The organism is Candidatus Tisiphia endosymbiont of Empis tessellata, assembly GCF_964031035.1.
In the GTDB taxonomy this organism is placed as follows: Bacteria; Pseudomonadota; Alphaproteobacteria; order Rickettsiales; family Rickettsiaceae; genus Tisiphia.
Genome location: NZ_OZ034997.1, coordinates 439584 through 457369, shown reverse-complemented (window position 1 = coordinate 457369; position 17786 = coordinate 439584). Strand labels below are relative to the sequence as shown.

17 protein-coding genes and 2 tRNA genes are annotated in these 17786 nt (G+C 32.5%); 15 read left to right on the top strand and 4 right to left on the bottom strand.

Going from position 1 to position 17786, the window contains the following annotated elements; translation table 11 throughout:
- Position 1: 1 nt before the first annotated feature.
- Genes AAHM86_RS02305 through AAHM86_RS02295 form a run of 3 tightly spaced genes read right to left on the bottom strand, consistent with a single transcriptional unit; the run spans position 2 to position 2539 of the window.
- Positions 2-616, bottom strand: coding sequence for a hypothetical protein (locus AAHM86_RS02305; RefSeq protein ID WP_342268153.1), 615 nt, complete (start codon positions 614-616; stop codon positions 2-4).
- A complete protein-coding gene (locus AAHM86_RS02300; protein WP_342268152.1) occupies positions 597-1280 on the bottom strand; it encodes a uroporphyrinogen-III synthase in 684 nt (227 codons plus the stop codon). Before AAHM86_RS02300 ends, AAHM86_RS02305 begins: the two co-directional genes overlap by 20 nt.
- Complete coding sequence (locus AAHM86_RS02295) at positions 1277-2539, bottom strand: pitrilysin family protein (protein ID WP_342268358.1); 1263 nt, start codon at positions 2537-2539, stop codon at positions 1277-1279. Before AAHM86_RS02295 ends, AAHM86_RS02300 begins: the two co-directional genes overlap by 4 nt.
- 367 nt (positions 2540-2906) lie before the next feature.
- Between AAHM86_RS02295 and dapF the strand changes: the two genes are divergently transcribed.
- The 7 genes from dapF (at position 2907) to AAHM86_RS02260 (ending at position 10768) form a co-directional block, all read left to right on the top strand.
- Positions 2907-3719, top strand: a complete 813-nt coding sequence (gene dapF, locus AAHM86_RS02290; RefSeq protein ID WP_342268151.1) for a diaminopimelate epimerase — start codon at positions 2907-2909, stop codon at positions 3717-3719.
- Positions 3712-4974 carry a tRNA (N(6)-L-threonylcarbamoyladenosine(37)-C(2))-methylthiotransferase MtaB gene (gene mtaB, locus AAHM86_RS02285; protein ID WP_342268150.1) on the top strand — a complete coding sequence of 421 codons (1263 nt, stop codon included), beginning with the start codon at positions 3712-3714 and terminating at the stop codon, positions 4972-4974. Before dapF ends, mtaB begins: the two co-directional genes overlap by 8 nt.
- The gene (locus AAHM86_RS02280; RefSeq protein WP_342268149.1) at positions 4971-5927 is read left to right on the top strand and encodes an NAD(P)H-dependent glycerol-3-phosphate dehydrogenase; all 957 of its coding nucleotides are present in this window, start codon (positions 4971-4973) and stop codon (positions 5925-5927) included. The genes mtaB and AAHM86_RS02280 overlap by 4 nt, the downstream gene beginning before the upstream one ends.
- Positions 5924-6442, top strand: coding sequence for a hypothetical protein (locus AAHM86_RS02275; RefSeq protein ID WP_342268148.1), 519 nt, complete (start codon positions 5924-5926; stop codon positions 6440-6442). Before AAHM86_RS02280 ends, AAHM86_RS02275 begins: the two co-directional genes overlap by 4 nt.
- Positions 6432-8228: a penicillin-binding protein 2 gene (gene mrdA / locus AAHM86_RS02270; RefSeq protein WP_342268147.1), complete on the top strand. Its 1797-nt coding sequence runs from the start codon at positions 6432-6434 to the stop codon at positions 8226-8228. Before AAHM86_RS02275 ends, mrdA begins: the two co-directional genes overlap by 11 nt.
- A gap of 81 nt (positions 8229-8309) precedes the next feature.
- Entirely contained in the window at positions 8310-9893 is a 1584-nt protein-coding gene (locus tag AAHM86_RS02265; protein WP_342268146.1) for an NADH-quinone oxidoreductase subunit N, read from the top strand.
- Positions 9894-10027: 134 nt separating this feature from the next.
- Positions 10028-10768, top strand: a complete 741-nt coding sequence (locus AAHM86_RS02260; protein ID WP_342268145.1) for a biotin--[acetyl-CoA-carboxylase] ligase — start codon at positions 10028-10030, stop codon at positions 10766-10768.
- Here AAHM86_RS02260 and AAHM86_RS02255 read toward each other — a convergent pair.
- Complete coding sequence (locus AAHM86_RS02255) at positions 10765-11493, bottom strand: 3-deoxy-manno-octulosonate cytidylyltransferase (protein ID WP_342268144.1); 729 nt, start codon at positions 11491-11493, stop codon at positions 10765-10767. The genes AAHM86_RS02260 and AAHM86_RS02255 overlap by 4 nt on opposite strands.
- A gap of 161 nt (positions 11494-11654) precedes the next feature.
- Between AAHM86_RS02255 and AAHM86_RS02250 the strand changes: the two genes are divergently transcribed.
- The 8 genes from AAHM86_RS02250 to AAHM86_RS02210 all read left to right on the top strand — a co-directional run bounded on the left by AAHM86_RS02250 (position 11655) and on the right by AAHM86_RS02210 (position 17654).
- Positions 11655-11730, top strand: a tRNA-Lys gene (locus AAHM86_RS02250).
- 125 nt (positions 11731-11855) lie between these two features.
- Positions 11856-11932 (top strand) — tRNA-Ile (locus AAHM86_RS02245).
- A gap of 16 nt (positions 11933-11948) precedes the next feature.
- Complete coding sequence (locus AAHM86_RS02240; RefSeq protein ID WP_342268143.1) at positions 11949-13400, top strand: hypothetical protein; 1452 nt, start codon at positions 11949-11951, stop codon at positions 13398-13400.
- Between the two features lie 20 nt (positions 13401-13420).
- Positions 13421-13993 carry a GTP cyclohydrolase I FolE gene (folE, locus tag AAHM86_RS02235; RefSeq protein WP_341748415.1) on the top strand — a complete coding sequence of 191 codons (573 nt, stop codon included), beginning with the start codon at positions 13421-13423 and terminating at the stop codon, positions 13991-13993.
- A gap of 284 nt (positions 13994-14277) precedes the next feature.
- Positions 14278-15564, top strand: coding sequence for a proline--tRNA ligase (proS, locus tag AAHM86_RS02230; protein ID WP_342268142.1), 1287 nt, complete (start codon positions 14278-14280; stop codon positions 15562-15564).
- Between the two features lie 243 nt (positions 15565-15807).
- A complete protein-coding gene (locus AAHM86_RS02220; protein ID WP_342268141.1) occupies positions 15808-16821 on the top strand; it encodes a COX15/CtaA family protein in 1014 nt (337 codons plus the stop codon).
- A gap of 373 nt (positions 16822-17194) precedes the next feature.
- Entirely contained in the window at positions 17195-17380 is a 186-nt protein-coding gene (locus AAHM86_RS02215; RefSeq protein ID WP_342268140.1) for a hypothetical protein, read from the top strand.
- 16 nt (positions 17381-17396) lie between these two features.
- The gene (locus AAHM86_RS02210; protein WP_342268356.1) at positions 17397-17654 is read left to right on the top strand and encodes a helix-turn-helix domain-containing protein; all 258 of its coding nucleotides are present in this window, start codon (positions 17397-17399) and stop codon (positions 17652-17654) included.
- Positions 17655-17786: the final 132 nt, after the last annotated feature.

Sequence of the window (17786 nt, the reverse complement as noted above, 5' to 3'; positions counted from 1 at the left end):
TTTACTCTACAAATTTTTGCTGTAATTCTTCTGAATAAAAGAAATTAATAAAAAAATCTAGATTGCCTATTATTTGTAACTTTAGTTTTTCTTTATCTTTGGTAAAACTAGATTTTCTTTCAATCTTAATAAATTTCTCGATCCAACAATTCGCCTTTGGAAATATCTTGACTAAACCTAAACTATTATTAAGTAAATAATTTTCATTATAATTGTGTAGGTCTAGCAGAATATTTTTTATTTTTGTAGGTAACTCTACAGTTTCAATTTGACGAATTTGCTGTGTATAATCTTTATCTTGTAAAAAATTTGTCACTAAAAGATTAACGCTAAGTAAATAAATGATATAATTAGGAGGGGGCTTAGATGATTTGGGTTGGTGGTTTAATAAGCTATTTTCTTGTTTTGGACTATTATCTTCTTGAATTACATCATGTTCTGACCTATCTTCTGTTTTAGAAATAGTTGTATTATTGGGTAATTCAGAATCGACCTTTTTATTATTTAAAAAAGTCATGTAACCTATTGATATGGCAAATAACACAATTAGAATAATTGTGAGAATAATAGGATTATTACTACGACCTTTTATTATATTAGTTTCTGATTTTTGCATTATAAATTAATAACTCTAACATTTGTTGCGGCTGTCCATTATCACAATAAACCATATTTTTGGCAAAATATCTAATAATATTTGCTACTTTTTCACTTATAGTAATCACTAAACTATTATCTAGTAGTTTTAGCAAATTATTTTTTATTAATAATTCAATGAAAGTCTTAGTGCTGTTCTGTGAATATAGTAAAATAAAATTGATACCCTTTTCAATCTCTGCTATTTGGTACAGCTGGGTCGCGTATTTTACCCGATAAATAATGTGTCTTTTTATTTTTTGAGGCAAATCTTGAGTAATTTCATTTGACGATAAATATATGGTTTGCTCATATATTTCTTGAGGGATGTTTTCTAGTAGGTCTTGAATATTTGTAGCAACATATCGTACTACAAAATTTCTTTGTTCTAGAATTAACTTTGATGAATTGCCAACTATCCATACGTTCTTTTGTTCTACCTCTTGATGCCCAGCAAGGATTCTAGCAGCAAATTTACTGGTGACAATTATATTAACATAATTATGCAAAATGGTGCTATTTAATGGCAAAGCTTGATATTCCACTAAAGGAGAACAGATATATTTAAAACTACAATTTTTCTCCAATTCTCTAATGGTTTCATTATTATCCTCTAAACTTCTAGTTAATAGCACCGATTTCATAAAGCTAGCTTATGGCATAATTCTTGATAATCTATGGCAAGTGGTTTAGGACCAATAATAGATAAAGTAGGTTTTGTAACAAATATTTTGTTAGCAATATTTATTATATCTTGTTTTGTTATATTCATAATATGTTCAATAGTTTGTTCAGTAGGTATATATTTGCCAAAAACAGCAAAATTCTTACCAATTTCTTCTGATTTATAAGAAGATTCTTCTTGAGCCATATAGATACTAGTTTTTAGTTGTACTTTAGCCCTATCAATTTCTGAGTCTTTGATGTCTGTAGAAACTTTTTTTATTTCATTAACTAATTGTTCTGTAAGGAATGGTAGTTTATCATGATTAGTGGAGGCATATATGCCAAAAATCCCACTATCATAGTAGGAGCTATTATAGCTACCAATTGAATAAACCAGTCCAAGTTTTTCCCTGATTTGTTGAAATAATCTCGATGACATACCATTGCCAAGTATTAGTGAAAGAACTTGCGTATGATATAATTGTTGTATGTTAAAATACGGCACACTCTCGAAACCTAGAACTAGAGTAGTTTGCTCAAGATCTTTGGTGATAAAGCTATGTCCCCCTGTATATCTAACTTTCTCAAAATGACTATTTGGTTTATTTTTTAATGAACAAAATAATTTTTTGGCAAATTCTACAACTTGCTCATGGGAAATATTTCCTGCTACTGATAAGTAAATATTTTCGGCATTATAATGTTTGTCAACATAATTACTAAAATGTTCTCTATCAAATTTAGCCAAACTGTCGTGAGTTCCTAGAATTGACCTGCCAAGTGCTTGATTCTCATAAGCACTACTGTAAAATTTCTCGTGGATAAGTTCATCAGGGTTATCTTGAACATGAGCAATTTCTTGTAGAATCACCTGATATTCTTTGGCTATTTCTTCCTTTGAAAAAACTGAATTTTGGATGATATCTGCCAGTATTTCTAAAGCTTTATAGCAGTTTTCATTCAATATTTTTGAATAATAAACAGTTTGTTCATGCGAGGTATATGCATTAAAATGTCCTCCTATAGAGTCAAATTCTTCAGCAATTTGTTTAGCAGACCTAGTTGTTGTGCCTTTAAATGCCATATGTTCAAGAAAATGGGATATGCCTATTTCTGAAGATTGTTCATAGCGGCTACCTACATTAACAATGACATTAATAGCTACAGAATTTACATTAGACATATTATAGGTAAGAATAGTTAGACCATTTTTAAGTTTGCTTGAATTAAAGTCCATTTTATCACTTGGTTTATTTGTTTTAAAGAGTTGCACTACATAGTATAGCTAACCCCACTAGTATTTAATCCATGCAAACTGGCGTAATTGCGAGACCACGTAAGTGTAGTGGTAATCCATATTCATTTGGATTGCTTCGTAGCCACAAAGTAGCTTCTCGCAATGACAGATTAATACTAATCGAGTTAATTATACAGACAAAAAATATAACCATTTACAAATACTTATGCAAGAGGTCTATTTATTTACTACATATTTTTACATATATTTGCTATAATAATTATAGTTAATCCGATCAGTATTTAGCCATAACAAACTGGTGTCATTGCGAGGAGCTACTTAAACTCAAACAACTAAAGATATTTTCGTGTCCCAAAAAATCAATTTCGCTAAAATGCATGGATTAGGTAACGATTTTGTGATTATCAACCAGTGTGATTTACCTAAAAATTGTGATTTGCAACAATTATCTCTAAAGATTGCCAATCGCCATACTGGTATTGGTTGTGATCAGTTTATTATTTATGATAAAAAACCAAATTACTATGAGATGATTATATATAACCAAGATGGATCAAGTGCCAAATTATGTGGTAATGCTTCAAGGTGTCTTACCAAGCTGATATATCTTGATTTAGGTATAAAGGAAATCACTTTGAGGGTATATGGAAAAGAATTATCTTGCAAGATACTGAATGAGAACGAGATTGAAGTAGATAGTGGGATAGTTAGTTTCGAGGAAGATTGGATGCCTTCTTCATCCGAAAAAATCTGGCCGGTTGTAGAACGTTATATGATCGACATCAAGGAAGTTATCTGTGCTGATATTGGTAATCCACATTTTGTTATTTTTAGTGATCTCGCTATTGAAGATAAAGAAATAATAGGAGAAAAATTACAGGAAAAAGAATTATTTGCTGATGGTGTTAACGTTAATTTTGCTTCAATCAAGAATAATAAAATTTATTTATCGGTTTGGGAAAGAGGTACAGGCTTAACTCTTGCTTGTGGTAGTGGAGCATGTGCTAGTTTTGTTTCTGGGGTCAAGCTAGGATTTATTAGCTCTCCTTGTCAAGTAGTATTTCAATTGGGTAGTCTACAAATGTCAAAGCAAGGTGAGAATATAATAATGACTGGTCCTGCTACTTTAGTTTCGCGCGGGGAGTTTTTTTATGACTAAATTACAAGAAGTTGTAACCCAAGAAGTTATAACTTTTGGTTGCAGATTAAATATTTATGAAAGTGAAGTGATCAAAAATAACTTAGCTCTTTCCGGTCTTAAAAATGTTATAGTATTTAATACTTGTGCTGTTACTAAGGAAGCTGAAAAACAATCACGTCAAGCAATTCGTAAGGCTAAAAGAAATAATCCTGATGTAAGAATTATTGTTACTGGTTGTGCTGCTCAGAATAACCCAGCTATTTTTGCTAATATGGTTGAGGTTGATAAAGTACTTGGTAATGAGGAAAAATTGATTGCTAGCAATTATCAATTTACCGAAGAAAAAGTGGTAGTAAATGATATAATGTCGGTTACTGAAACTGCTAATCATATGGTGAGTAGTTTTGATGGTAGATCTCGTGCCTTCATTCAGGTGCAAAATGGTTGTAATCATCGTTGTACGTTCTGTATAATACCTTATGGTAGAGGTAATAGTAGGTCAGTACCGATGGGTGCTATAGTACGACAGTTAAGGGCATTAGTAGAAAATGGTTACAATGAAGTAGTATTTACAGGTGTTGATATGACTGCTTATGGACCAGATTTGCCAGGAACTCCAACTTTTGCTCAGATGATTAGACGAATTATTGGCTTGGTTCCAGAACTAAAGAGGCTTAGATTATCTTCAATTGATGTAGCTGAGATCGATGATGATTTGTTCGATCTTATGGCCTATATACCAAAGATTATGCCGCATTTTCATATTAGTTTACAAGCTGGTGATGATATGATACTTAAGCGTATGAAACGTCGCCATAATCGTCAAAATATTATTGATTTTTGTCATAAATTGCGTAATTTAAGGCCAAATGTATCATTCGGTGCAGACATTATAGCTGGTTTTCCGACGGAAACTGATGTAATGTTTGACAATACCAAAAGACTTATCTCTGAGGCGGATTTACAGTATTTACACGTTTTTCCATATTCTGAACGCGATGAAACTCCGGCTGCAAGAATGCCGCAAATAGCAAAATCGATTAGAAAAGCAAGAGCAGAAATTTTAAGAACTGCCGGAGAACAACAATTACAAAAATTTTTCCAAAGGAATATAGGGCAGGAAGTAGAGCTACTTGTAGAACAAAATAACATGGCTCATACAGAAAATTTTATTCCGGTAAAGCTTGAAGGTAATTTTGACGTAGGACAAATTGTTAAAGCTCGGCTAGTTGCTATAGAAGATAATCATATGATTTCAGAAATTTTGGTATGAACAAGTTTAAAAATATTGCTGTTTATGGTGGCGGTAGTTGGGGAACTGCACTAGCCTGTCAAGTGGCAAGATGTTACGATAATGCTCCCATATTTTTACGTGATAATAATATTGTTGAAGAAATAAAAAATAGTAAAACCAATAGCAAATATTTGGGTAGCGATGTTACATTACCAAGTAATATAGTGCCTTATAGTGAGTTGGCAGCTATTTTAGATCAAGAAGTAATAATTATTGCTGTACCATCTTTTGCTTTTCATGATACTCTGAATATATTAAAAGATACTGGGATATCTAAGGATGTGGCGTTATTAGTTGCAACTAAGGGCTTTTCTAGAGATCCTACAGAACTACTATCCGATAAAGTAAAAAAGATATTACCAAATAATCCATTGGCGTTTATCGCTGGACCTAACCTAGCTAAAGAAGTTGCCCAAAATTTATTAAGTTCGGTAACTATTGCTTCTGTAGACATTGACCTTGCAAGAAGATTGGCAATTAGTTTAATATCACAACAATTTAAGGTTACTATAACTGACTATATGGTAGCAATTCAAGTGGCATCTGCTGTTAAAAATATTGTAGCGATAAAAAGTGGTTGGTATGAGGCAAAAGGTTATGGACAGAATGCTAAAGCAGGTCTGATAACGGGGGGGCTTCAAGAAATAAAAATTTTATCTGAGGCCATTGACGGAGAATTAGAGGATAGCTCTATTTTATATGCTCCAGGCGTATTAGGGGATTTGGTGCTAACTTGTTACTCTAAAGAATCACGAAATAGTAGATTTGGTTATGAATTAGGGAAGCACTTAGATGTTAATAAATTTTTAAATGAAAATTTATACTTAGTGGAGGGTCGAGAATCTGCTAAACTGGTATTGGATCTCATAAGAAAATATGATCTAACATTACCGATTATTTCATCAGTAATTAAAGAACTGAAATTAGTATGAAGTTTTTTGGCAATTTATCACAAATGTTATCACCAATATTTGGTAAAATAATATTATTAGAATTCTGTTTGTTATTATTAATTTTTCCGTTAGAAAATTTTAGAATTAATGGAGAATCTATTATTTTCCCAGCTTTTGAAGTTAGTTTACTCTACTATTTTTCCACATTTTATCATATTGGTTTTTGGCTAATATTTTTAGCAGGAATAACTTTTGACCAGTTATATTCCATGCCAATTGGTACAAATTCTTTGGTTCTGATAATTGCTCACATAATTTTAGAATTCACAGGAAAATTTTTTGTACTTAGAAGTTATTTAACAAATTTTATCGTCTTTTGTTTCTATTATTTCTTTATATTACATTTTAGATATTTGCTGATTTTAAGCAAAGGCTTATCTTCGGAGGGGTATTTTATGATGTTAATGCAGTATCTAACTACTATATTCTCATATAATTTGCTACGAATTCCGCTTGATAAAGCATTAGAATATTTTAGAAAACATGCTGAATAGTAAAATATTATATAGCCAGTTAATATCAAGAAGGGCTTTTCTCATAGGTTCAGGAAAACTGACATTGCTTTCGTTATTGGCTGGAAGAATGTTTTTTATGGAGTTGCTTGAAAATGATAAATATCGTACTTTATCTGATAAAAATCGTATAAGTTTTATTCTAATTCCACCTTTTAGAGGGCAAATTTATGATATCAACGGTAACATTATGGCTACAAACCAAACTTGTTTTAGGTTGTTACTTGACATACATAATGGCAATGATTACAAAAACGAATTATCTCTAGTTGCCAATATCCTAGAATTATCTGAAGAAGAACAAAATTACATTAAGCAAAAAATAAAAAAAGCCAATAAACATATTCCTTTGATTATACTAGATAATCTTAGCTGGCAACAAATGTCACTTATTGAAGAACAAAAGTTAAATTTAAGTTCTATTTTTGTAGATGCTAGTTATTCAAGATTTTACCATTTTTCAGAAGCGACTTGTCATGTGATAGGGTACACTGGACAGATTAATGAGCAAGAAAAACAAGATTTACAAATTAACAATTTAGGAGATTTTAATATTGGAAAATTTGGTGTAGAAAAATATTATGAAGACAAGTTACGTGGAAAATTTGGTTATAAGCAGATAGAAGTAAATGCCTTGGGTAAACAAGTAAGAGAAATCACCAATATTCAAAGCCAGCAAGGTGAGGACTTACATCTAAATATTGACGTGGAACTACAACAAAGAGTGCAGCCATACTTAAATAAACAAGGTTGCTCTGCAATAGTTATCGATACCAATAATGGTAATGTGCTAGTGCTGGCTATGTCACCAGTATTTGAGGCTAATAATTTTATAAAATTATCCCAAGATTACTGGCAAAGTTTAGTCAATGATCCCTATAAGCCGTTGATTAATAAGACCATACAAAGTACTTACCCACCTGGATCTATTTTTAAAATTATTACAATTTTAGCTGGATTAGAGAATGGCATTAAACCGACTAAAACTGTTAATTGTACTGGTGCTTCAGTATTAGGTAATAATAGTGCTAGATGTTGGAATCGTCATGGTCATGGCATCGTTGATATGTATAATGCTATCAAATATTCTTGTAATTCTTATATGTATGAAATAGCTCGCTTGATAGGTCATAAAAGAATATTAGATATGGCAAGAAATTTTGGTTTTGGTACAAAAACTGGCATTGATTTAATCGGAGAAGCATCAGGTTTTGTTCCTTCAGAAGAGTGGAAAATGAAAAAATTTAACTCTAAATGGACTATTGGTGATACTCTTAATTTATCGATAGGGCAGGGGTTCTTATCAGCTACTCCAATCCAGTTAGCTAGATTTGTAACAGCAATTGCCAGTAATGGGAAATTATATAATCCTAAAATTGCTCAAGATATATCAATAAAAGATGGGTCAGTATTTGATCAGGTTAATATAAATCAACAATATCTAGATATTTTAAAAGAAGGCATGTATAGAGCAGTTAATACGCAAGGTGGGACTGCCTATTATAGTAGAATTTTGACAGAAGGGCATCAATTAGCTGGTAAAACAGGTACGGCACAAGTGCAATCAAAGGCTAATATCAATGATGATTTAAATAGAGAGTCAATTGCTTGGGAAAGGCGTAACCACGCTATATTCGTTGGGTTTGCTCCTTACCTACAACCTCGTTACTCTGTTTTAGTGTTTGTAGATCATGGTGGAGGTGGAGGTAGGGCAGCAGCCCCTATAGCTAGTAAGATTATGGCTATGGTACTTGATAAATATAATTGAATATTTTTTACTATTCGTACTTAGTGCTAGCGATTTTATAGTATATATTAGCATTTATATAAAAACTTAGAAACTTGCAATATGACAGAACCAATTTTTAAACAATTTGTAATTATTCTACCTGAGATAATGCTGACCTTACTAGCTTTGTTTACTCAGACATATGCAGTGTTATTTAGTACAAAAACTAAAACCATTAGCAATATACCTGATGAATTTCAAGAGTTGGCTAGGTCTGCGAGTGGTGAGCAGACTAGGCGTAGTCAACCCGTTGTTCCTACGCGAAGTCCCATCGTGCCACAACGCCAACACTTGAAAGGCGAAGGGTATACTCAGATATTACTATCGGCAATATTACTTATTGTCGCTTTTCAACAGTTGCAGTATCTTGCTTTACAAGGTTCAGGTAATGGTATAATAGCTTTTCGTAATTCTTTTGTCGTTAATCATTTTACTGTTGGTTTTAAATTCTTTGTTTTATTATTTTCAATAATGACTATGATGATTTATCAGGCATATTGTAAAATCACTAAGGAGGAGTTTAAAACAGAATTTATAACCTTAGTGCTACTTTCTACTGTTGGTGTTTTTATTACTATATCAGCCCGTAATTTTTTACTTTTATTTGTTGCTATGGAGTTACAGGCACTGGTAGCCTATGTATTAGCTGGCTTTAATCTGAATAATATTAAAGCATCAGAAGGAGCGTTAAAATATTTTATTCTTGGGTCTTTGATTAGCTGCCTAACGTTATTTGGCATTTCCTTTATTTATGGATTTGGCGGTAGTTTAGATTATAGTAATATTTTTCAGAAATTGAATTATTCACCGCAGCCAAATATTGGTTTAATAGTGGGCTTAGTGCTTTTTTTAAGTGGTATCTTATTTAAATTATCAGCTGCTCCTTTGCATAGTTGGACGTTAGATGTATATGAAGGGTCTCCCATTCCTTCAATTACCTATTTCTCTGCTGCCACAAAAATTGGTAATGTGGTGGTATTATTAAATATAATGACTATGGTAATTGGAGATTATAAGCAAATTTCAGTTGATCTAATAAAAATCACTGCGATTTTGTCCATGCTTATTGGGGCAGCTGGTGCTATTAGACAAACCTCCCTCAAAAGGCTAATGGGTTACAGCACTATTCTAAATATAGGCTATGTTTTAATGGCTATTTCTTTTCATACTCCTTACGGTGATAGAGTAGCATTACTATATATGGTTATTTATGCTGCTTCTGTCACTGGCTTTTTTGCCTGCCTAATTACTCTACTGGGTGCAAAATCAGATTCGGCAACTTTTGATGATATTAAAGGTCTTGCTTCTACCCGTAAGGCGTTAGCTGCTGGGATTGCGATTATCATGTTCTCTATGATAGGCATTCCACCACTGGCAGGATTTCTTGCGAAATACAGCATTTTCTATCAGGCTATTATAGAAAAACAATTTACTCTAGCATTTATAGCTATTAGCACAAGTGTTGTAGCGGCTTATTATTACCTGAAAATAGTTAAGTTTATGTATTTTTTTGAAGCGGATAAAAGTTTGAAACTAGTTTTAGTACCAACACCTAAGAGCTTAAAATTTATATGCTATTTGATTATTGGAGTTTTATTGCTTCTGTGTGTTTTTATTCAGCCATTTGCTGATATACTCAAATGATTTGAAGAATTGGATTTGAAAATGAATGGTGAGCAAGCGGAGCGTACATTAGTATAGTTACGCATGCGAATCCATGATATTTTCAAAAAACAATTCTTCAAATCATTTGAGTATACTATGGATGGTTTATAGCTATGTCGTGGCAGGAAAAATATAATCTACTAATTTTTGATGAGATAGATAGTACCAGTTCTGAAGCTATTAGGATGGCTAAGGATTGTCCTGATAAAAATTATGTAATATTGGCAAAAAATCAAACAAAATCGCGTGGAAGAAATAGTAAAATTTGGCATTCTAGTTTAGGTAATTTGCATGTTAGTATATTATTAAATCATAAGATTAATCTTAGCTATATTCCGCTATTATCTTTTGTTATGGCTATTGTTGTTTATAAAACTATCAATTCTTTGACTGCTAGCTCAGGAAATTCTATCAAATTAAAATGGCCTAATGATATTTTGATAAATGACAAGAAAGTATCAGGTATATTGCTTGAGTCTATTAGTATAAATGATAATAATTATCTCATTATAGGTGTTGGCATTAACGTTAAGGGAAGCCCTTTAAATATTGATCAATTGGTAACCAATTTATCCGATGAGAATATAGAAGTAAAAGATCTAGAATATTTATTAGAGCTTCTCATGATTAACTTTGAAAAATATTTTAGTAGATGGAAACAAGAAGGGTTTAGTAAAATAAGACAATATTGGCTTAAAAGAGCTTATAAGTTAGGTAAGACGGTTACTGTAAATGATGGAAACACAAAAATTTCAGGAATTTTTAAAGACATAGATGAGAACGGGAGCATAAGGATTCAGCTTGCCTCAGGGCAGGTTTGTTGCGTTAATTATGCTACGGAAATAATTTATTAACTGATATTTTTTTGATAAAACTCTATAGCCTTGTTTAAATCCTCTATTGTATCAACAGAGATAGGAATATTGTTAACATAACATACCCCTATGGACATGTTATTTTGTAATGCTCTTAGTTGTTCAAGTTTTTCGCTTAATTCTAAAGTTGAGGCTGGTAAGTTTATGAATTTAGTTAATGATTCTTTGCGAAACCCGTACATTCCCACATGATATAGAAATTCTTCTGTACCGTGTGGGATAAGACTGCGAGAAAAATACAAAGCCCTATCATTATGGTCAGTAACAACCTTGACATTACTATGACCATTTACGGCATCTATACCAACTTTTACTACTGGGGTCATAATATCATGGCTACTGGACTTTAGGCTTTCAATAACTTTGATAATTGATTCCGGTTCAACAAAAGGCATATCACCCTGTACATTCAGGATATAATTAATATGGTGATTGTTAGGAATTAGCTGAAATGCTTCGTATACACGTTCGGTACCAGTTTGACATTCTTGGTTTGTCATAATAAATTGTCCACCGCAATCAGTAACTTTTTTAGCTATAGTTTCTGAATCAGTTGCCACATAAATATTTTTTAGTTTGGTTAAATATACTTGCCTAAGAACACGCTCAATTATTGAGATTCCCCCTATAAGTTGTAGAGGTTTTTTGGGAAGTCTTACTGAATCAAGTCTTGAAGGAATAATAATTGCAACATCAGAGTGCATAAACTACCATATGACTATATTTACTAAAATTTAAGTGTTGACAACACAAAATAATTGTTGACAACATAACCTTTTTAAACGATAAAGTAAAGCTTATTATATATGGCTTTTAAGTATGGATTCCCGCTTTTTTAGCTGGAATGACATCGAGAGCGTATTTAGGGCTCGTAGCTCAGCTGGTAGAGCACTTGACTTTTAATCAGGTTGTCCCGGGTTCGAATCCCGGCGAGCCCACCACTTTAGGGTACTTAAAACCATAAATATATCTGCGTATGTTGGGTTTATAATCCTAAGTGAAGCCAGCTAAAAAAGTATATCTGATGCATGACACTGCTAACACTTGAAATGCTAAGGGTATTAATGGGTTTGTAGCTCAGCTGGTTAGAGCACACGCCTGATAAGCGTGAGGTCGGAAGTTCAAGTCTTCTCAAACCCACCATTCGTAAGTATTCTTTATGAATCTTGAGAATATAATTCCACAATTAAGCCGTAATAAGTTAGCTATTTACTGGCTTAGGAATGGTGTATTTTCGCTTGCTCTTGCTGGGGTGTATCCAATAATATTGGTAATGCTTCGCACTCCAATGTTAGTTAACCTATTTCCCAATACAGAAATCTTTAAATCAGCTTTGGTTATTCATGTTAATTTATCAATCCTAGTTTGGTTGATGTCAGTTACAGCATGTGTTTGGAGCTATAATTTAGAGGCGACTACTTTCAGCATAACATGTGTAATAATAGCATTTATTTCTACTGCACTAATAGCTTTATCACCATTTTGTGGCCAAAATTTTCCTGTAATGAACAATTACATACCAATGCTGGAGAATATAATATTTATTCTTGGAATTAGTTTGTTTGGTGTATCTGTATTGTTATTTGCCTTATATACATTATGGAACTGTTGCAAAATATCTTACTTTAACTCCCTCATTAATTTTACTATCCTTTTTACCGTAATAATGTGGGTGTTAGTATGGGTATGTTTTATTTGGTCTTATTGCCAATTACAAGAAATTATTAAACTTGTACCAGTCGATATAGAATTTTACTATGAATTGCTTTTTTGGAGTGGCGGGCATTTATTACAGTTTATTTACACGCAAATTTTGATATTAGTAATGACAGTGTTATTCCATGCTTGGATAGGTAAGGAATTAAGATTTAAAAAGCTGTATCTTGCACTATTATATTTAAATTTTGTTATAAGTGTTGCAGCTATTAGTGGACATTTATTATATGATATTATAGATGCTGAATTCAAAGAATACTACACTAAACAAATGAAATATGGTGGCGGGATAGCAGCAACTTTGTCTTTGATGATAATGTTTTATGAGCTAGTTATAGCTAATTTGAATAACATTACTTCGTCATTGCGAGGAAGCGTAAGCCAACGAAGCAATCCATTTCTAATCACTTTTATAGATTGCTTCGTTGCTACTAAAGTAGCTCCTCGCAATGACACTAGTTTGCTACGAGTAAATAGTAATCAGGTTAGCTATATAAAGATGAGCATAATTTGTTCTAGCATATTATTTCTGTTTGGAGGATTTATTGGTATATTAATTACAGGTATGAATGTTACTATTCCTGCACACTATCATGGTTCAATTGTTGGGATTAGTGTAGCTTGTATGGGTTTCTGCTTTCTTCTATGTGACGATAAACAGCAGAAGAACTCATATTTTACAACAGCAATTATAACGATAACTATAGGGCAAATGTTACATATTATAGCTCTTCTTTTTGCTGGTGGGTACGGGGTGATGCGAAAAACACCAGGGGTAGAAATGACTATTGGCAGTAAATTATTAATGGGTATAATGGGTGGTGGTGGGCTGATTACTATTGTTGGTGGCTTGATGTTTGTTATTATTTGTGGTAGAAGAATCTTGTTTAAGTAATTGGAATAAAAATAATGGACTTGAAAAAACCTACTACAGAAGAAGCCAAAGAGGCAGTTAAAACTTTATTACGATTTATTGGTGAAGATCCAAATAGGGAAGGGCTACTAAAAACTCCTGATAGAGTAATAAAAACTTACCAAGAAGTGTTTTCTGGGTATGATAGAGATGTGGAAGAAATATTAACGACTAAATTTTACGATACTTGTAATTTTCAGGATTTCATAGTGTTAAAAGACATACATTTTAATTCATTTTGTGAACATCATATGTTACCGATAACTGGTACGGTAAATATAGCTTATATACCTGATAATTGTATAATAGGTATCAGCAAGCTCGCTAGGATAGTTGATGTTTTTGCTAGGAGACTACAGATTCAAGAAAAGATGACTGTACAAATTGCTGAAACATTACAGAAATATATTAAGCCCCTAGGTGTTGCGGTTAAGATTTCTGCATTACATAGCTGTATGACTCTTAGAGGAGTTATGCAAAATGATAGTATTATGAATACTATGCATTATACAGGTATATATATAGAGCAGCAGAAATATCGCCACGAGTTTCTAAATATTATTGCCAAGAAATAATCATTTGAATAGGTTCTTGATATTGATAAGTTCCTAAATGTCATTGCGAGGAGGCGTGAAGCCCGAACGAAGCAATCCATAAAAGTAACCAAAAATGGATTGCTTCGTCGCCACTAAAGTGGCTCCTCGCAATGACGAAGAAATTATTCAGAACTCATTCGGGTTAGTTATATAGCTAACAATTTTTCAAATAATTTGCATATATCTATTAGTGTAGTTAATTTTTATGATATATTGCGTATATATTCGGATATACCAACTCTTTAATTCATTTGAGTCTATTCATGTTACTATCAAAATATTTTTTACCTGTGCTGAAGGAAGAACCAGTGGAGGCACAAGTGGTTTCTCATCGGTTGATGCTTAGAAGCGGTATGATAAGACAGCAATCTGCTGGGATTTATAGCTGGTTGCCGATAGGCTTAAAAGCCCTTAAAAATGTTGAAAATATCGTTCGACTTAATATGAACAAGGTAGGGGCTATTGAAATATTAATGCCTTGTATTCAACCAGCATCTTTATGGATGGAATCTGGAAGATTTGAGAATTATGGCAAAGAAATGCTAAAATTCCAAGATCGCCATGATAATACGTTATTGTTTGGGCCTACTAATGAAGACATGGTGACTGATATTTTTAGAAATAATATTCAGTCCTATAAGGATTTGCCAAAAAACTTATATCATATTCAATGGAAATTTAGGGATGAAATTAGACCTCGCTTTGGGGTTATGCGTGGTAGAGAATTCTTAATGAAAGATGCATATACTTTTGATATAGATCAAATAAGTGCTGTAAAAACCTATAATCAGATGTATCTAGCCTATATGCAAACATTTCGTGATATGGGTTTAACTGTAATCCCAGTACTTGCTGATAATGGTCCAATTGGTGGCAATTTAAGCCACGAGTTTCATATTCTTGCTGATAATGGTGAGAATACAATTTTTTATGATAAAAAATTTCTATCTTTAACAGACCAGGAAAGTTTAGATATTGAAAAATTACAAGCCTTATATGCGGCAGCAGAAGAAAAACATGATCCTGATAAATGCCTATTATCAGAACATGACCTTGCCAGTAGTAAGGGTATTGAAGTTGGGCATATTTTTTATATTGCCACAAAATATGCTGAAGCCATGAATGCTTTAGTAAATAGTAATAATGGTAATCTTGTGCCAGTGGAAATGAGTTCTTACGGTATTGGTATTTCAAGACTTTTAGCCGCCATAATCGAATCAAGTCACGATGATAAAGGGATTATATGGCCTACAAATATTGCTCCTTTTATGGTATCAATATTAAATTTGAACATAAATGATAATTACTGTAATAGATTATCCAGAACCATATATGATAAACTAACAGCAAATAATATAGAAGTGTTATACGACGATACTAGTGAACGAGCTGGTAGCAAATTTGCCACGCATGATCTTATAGGATCACCATACCAAATAATCATTGGTCCTAAAAAAGCTGAAAATAATGTGGCTGAACTAAAAGATCGTAGGACTGGAAAAATGGAAGAATTAGATGTTGGTGCTGTTATTGATAGAATATTTAGGTAAAAAATATCATACATGAGGTTCATAATGAAAAATAGTATTAGTGGACGATAAAAATTTGTTATATTTTATATTATAGATACTATACCAATTTCCGAAATTAATTTATTCTGAGGAATTTGAAGGAGACAGGGAGCACAAAACCGCAGCGTACAAAGACGTACGTGAGGATTTGAGAACCGGATTGACTTACAAATTACTAGAAGAAATTAATTTCGGGAATTGGTATTAAAGGTAGCGGGTCTAATGTCACACATATTAGTAAAGCGTTGGTTGGCGGTATGCTGCTGCATAGTAATATTTATGATTTTTTTAGGAGGTCTCACTAGGCTTACTGATGCTGGTTTATCAATTATTGAATGGAAACCGGTTTCAGGTGTCGTTCCCCCGCTGGGTAATGCTGATTGGCAGGATGAGTTTGCTAAATATCAACAATCTGTCGAATATAAGCAAAAAAATACTAATATGACTCTTTCAGAGTTTAAATTTATTTTTTGGCTTGAATTTATTCACCGTTTTGCTGGCAGAGTAGCAGGTTTGTTGTATCTAGTACCATTACTGTATTTTTTTGTACGTGGACGGATTGATACAAGGTTACTGCCTGTATATTTGGCGATATCGTTATTATTTGCAGTCCAAGGATTTATGGGCTGGTATATGGTGAAAAGTGGTCTAATTTTGCAGCCATATGTCAGTCATTTCCGTTTAGCTTGTCATTTGGTTATTGCAGTTATTATCTATAATTTACTGTTCTATCAGCTGATGAAAAATAGTTTTGATATTCTACTAGTTGAACGGACAATAAATTTAAATTTAGCAAGATTCTTTTGTATATTAACTATTATTATAGTTTATATACAGATTTTTTTAGGTGGTCTAGTTGCAGGTCTTGATGCAGGGCTTGTATATAATAGCTTTCCGTTAATGGGGAATAGTTTTATACCTCAAGAAATAGCTTTTAAACTACTGAGTAGAGATAGTTTAAGTGATGCTGTTTTTGTTCAGTTTATCCATAGAATTGGAGCATATATTGTTTGTATTAGTGTTGGTTTATTAGTGTTGAGTCTAATAAAAATCAAGCATCCTAAATTAAACAAAGTTGCTTATTATATTGTTGGTGTATTGATATTACAAATATTAGCTGGCATAATTATCATTTTATATTCAGTACCTATATTAATGGCCTTAGTGCATCAGGTTTTTGCTATTATACTATTATCATGTATATTATGGGGGTATTTCTTGTTAAAGAGTGCATAGACCTATTGCATAATTCTGCTTCTGCTAATAACTTGGGGTTTAACCTAGCATTTGCTAATAAAATAATTGACTTTATACGGCAATGACGTATTATATAGTGATGGAATATACTGCTCGTAAATGAAGAGTTGGTAGACGAAGGTCAACTTCAAGAAGAGCTAGGAGTGTCAAAGTCGAGCAGCGGAGCGTACATTAGTACGTGAGCAGCGGAGATCTTTAGACACGACAACGCCAATTCTTGAAGTTCACCGAGTATATATTGAATCTCCTTTATTTAGTAAGTTATTAAGGTCCTATTTTACTGATGATTAATATGCTGAATTTCAATGGGAATTATCTCTACATCCAAAAGCAGGCGATTTGATACCTAGAAGTGGAGGGCTTAGAAAAGATACGATGGTCTGCTAAAGATAGTGGTAAACGAAGTGGGGTTAGGATTATTTATTATTATAAAATGGAAGAAGAGCAAATATGGTTATTAACCATTTATGCAAAAAATGAAACTGAAAACATATCAATTGGTATTTTAAGAAAAATTAAGGAAGAATTAGAATTATGAAAGCAAAAAAAAGGATATAGGAGCAGAACTTTTATCAGCTATCAAAGATATAAAAAAAGGAAAAGGTACAATAAAGACAATAAAAAGTAATAATGAGATAATAAACATTAGGAAACAATTATGTTATTCACAAAAAGAATTTTCAGAATTAATGTGCATTAATTTAAGAACATTACAGGAATGGGAACAAGGAAGACGTAAACCCCGTGGTTCAGCTATATCTTTATTAAGAATAGTACAAAAACATCCTGAAATTTTTCTTGATTTAAACTAAGGAGAAGGGAGTGTACTCGTTTAACCATACGCCTCAATTATGTTCGTAAAGCTAATAAATAAAAGGTTATTAAATAGTAGGGTATTAAGCCAGTTACCTAAATCTCCCTGATTAAATAGCGTATTAATGTTC

Bases quoted from the DNA above. Each gene is read 5' to 3' on its own strand.
- AAHM86_RS02305 (WP_342268153.1), bottom strand. From the start codon at position 616: ATGCAAAAATCAGAAACTAATATAATAAAAGGTCGTAGTAATAATCCT.
- AAHM86_RS02300 (WP_342268152.1), bottom strand. From the start codon at position 1,280: ATGAAATCGGTGCTATTAACTAGAAGTTTAGAGGATAATAATGAAACC.
- AAHM86_RS02295 (WP_342268358.1), bottom strand. From the start codon at position 2,539: ATGGACTTTAATTCAAGCAAACTTAAAAATGGTCTAACTATTCTTACC.
- mtaB (WP_342268150.1), top strand. From the start codon at position 3,712: ATGACTAAATTACAAGAAGTTGTAACCCAAGAAGTTATAACTTTTGGT.
- AAHM86_RS02280 (WP_342268149.1), top strand. From the start codon at position 4,971: ATGAACAAGTTTAAAAATATTGCTGTTTATGGTGGCGGTAGTTGGGGA.
- AAHM86_RS02275 (WP_342268148.1), top strand. From the start codon at position 5,924: ATGAAGTTTTTTGGCAATTTATCACAAATGTTATCACCAATATTTGGT.
- mrdA (WP_342268147.1), top strand. From the start codon at position 6,432: ATGCTGAATAGTAAAATATTATATAGCCAGTTAATATCAAGAAGGGCT.
- AAHM86_RS02265 (WP_342268146.1), top strand. From the start codon at position 8,310: ATGACAGAACCAATTTTTAAACAATTTGTAATTATTCTACCTGAGATA.
- AAHM86_RS02260 (WP_342268145.1), top strand. From the start codon at position 10,028: ATGTCGTGGCAGGAAAAATATAATCTACTAATTTTTGATGAGATAGAT.
- AAHM86_RS02255 (WP_342268144.1), bottom strand. From the start codon at position 11,493: ATGCACTCTGATGTTGCAATTATTATTCCTTCAAGACTTGATTCAGTA.
- AAHM86_RS02240 (WP_342268143.1), top strand. From the start codon at position 11,949: ATGAATCTTGAGAATATAATTCCACAATTAAGCCGTAATAAGTTAGCT.
- proS (WP_342268142.1), top strand. From the start codon at position 14,278: ATGTTACTATCAAAATATTTTTTACCTGTGCTGAAGGAAGAACCAGTG.
- AAHM86_RS02220 (WP_342268141.1), top strand. From the start codon at position 15,808: ATGTCACACATATTAGTAAAGCGTTGGTTGGCGGTATGCTGCTGCATA.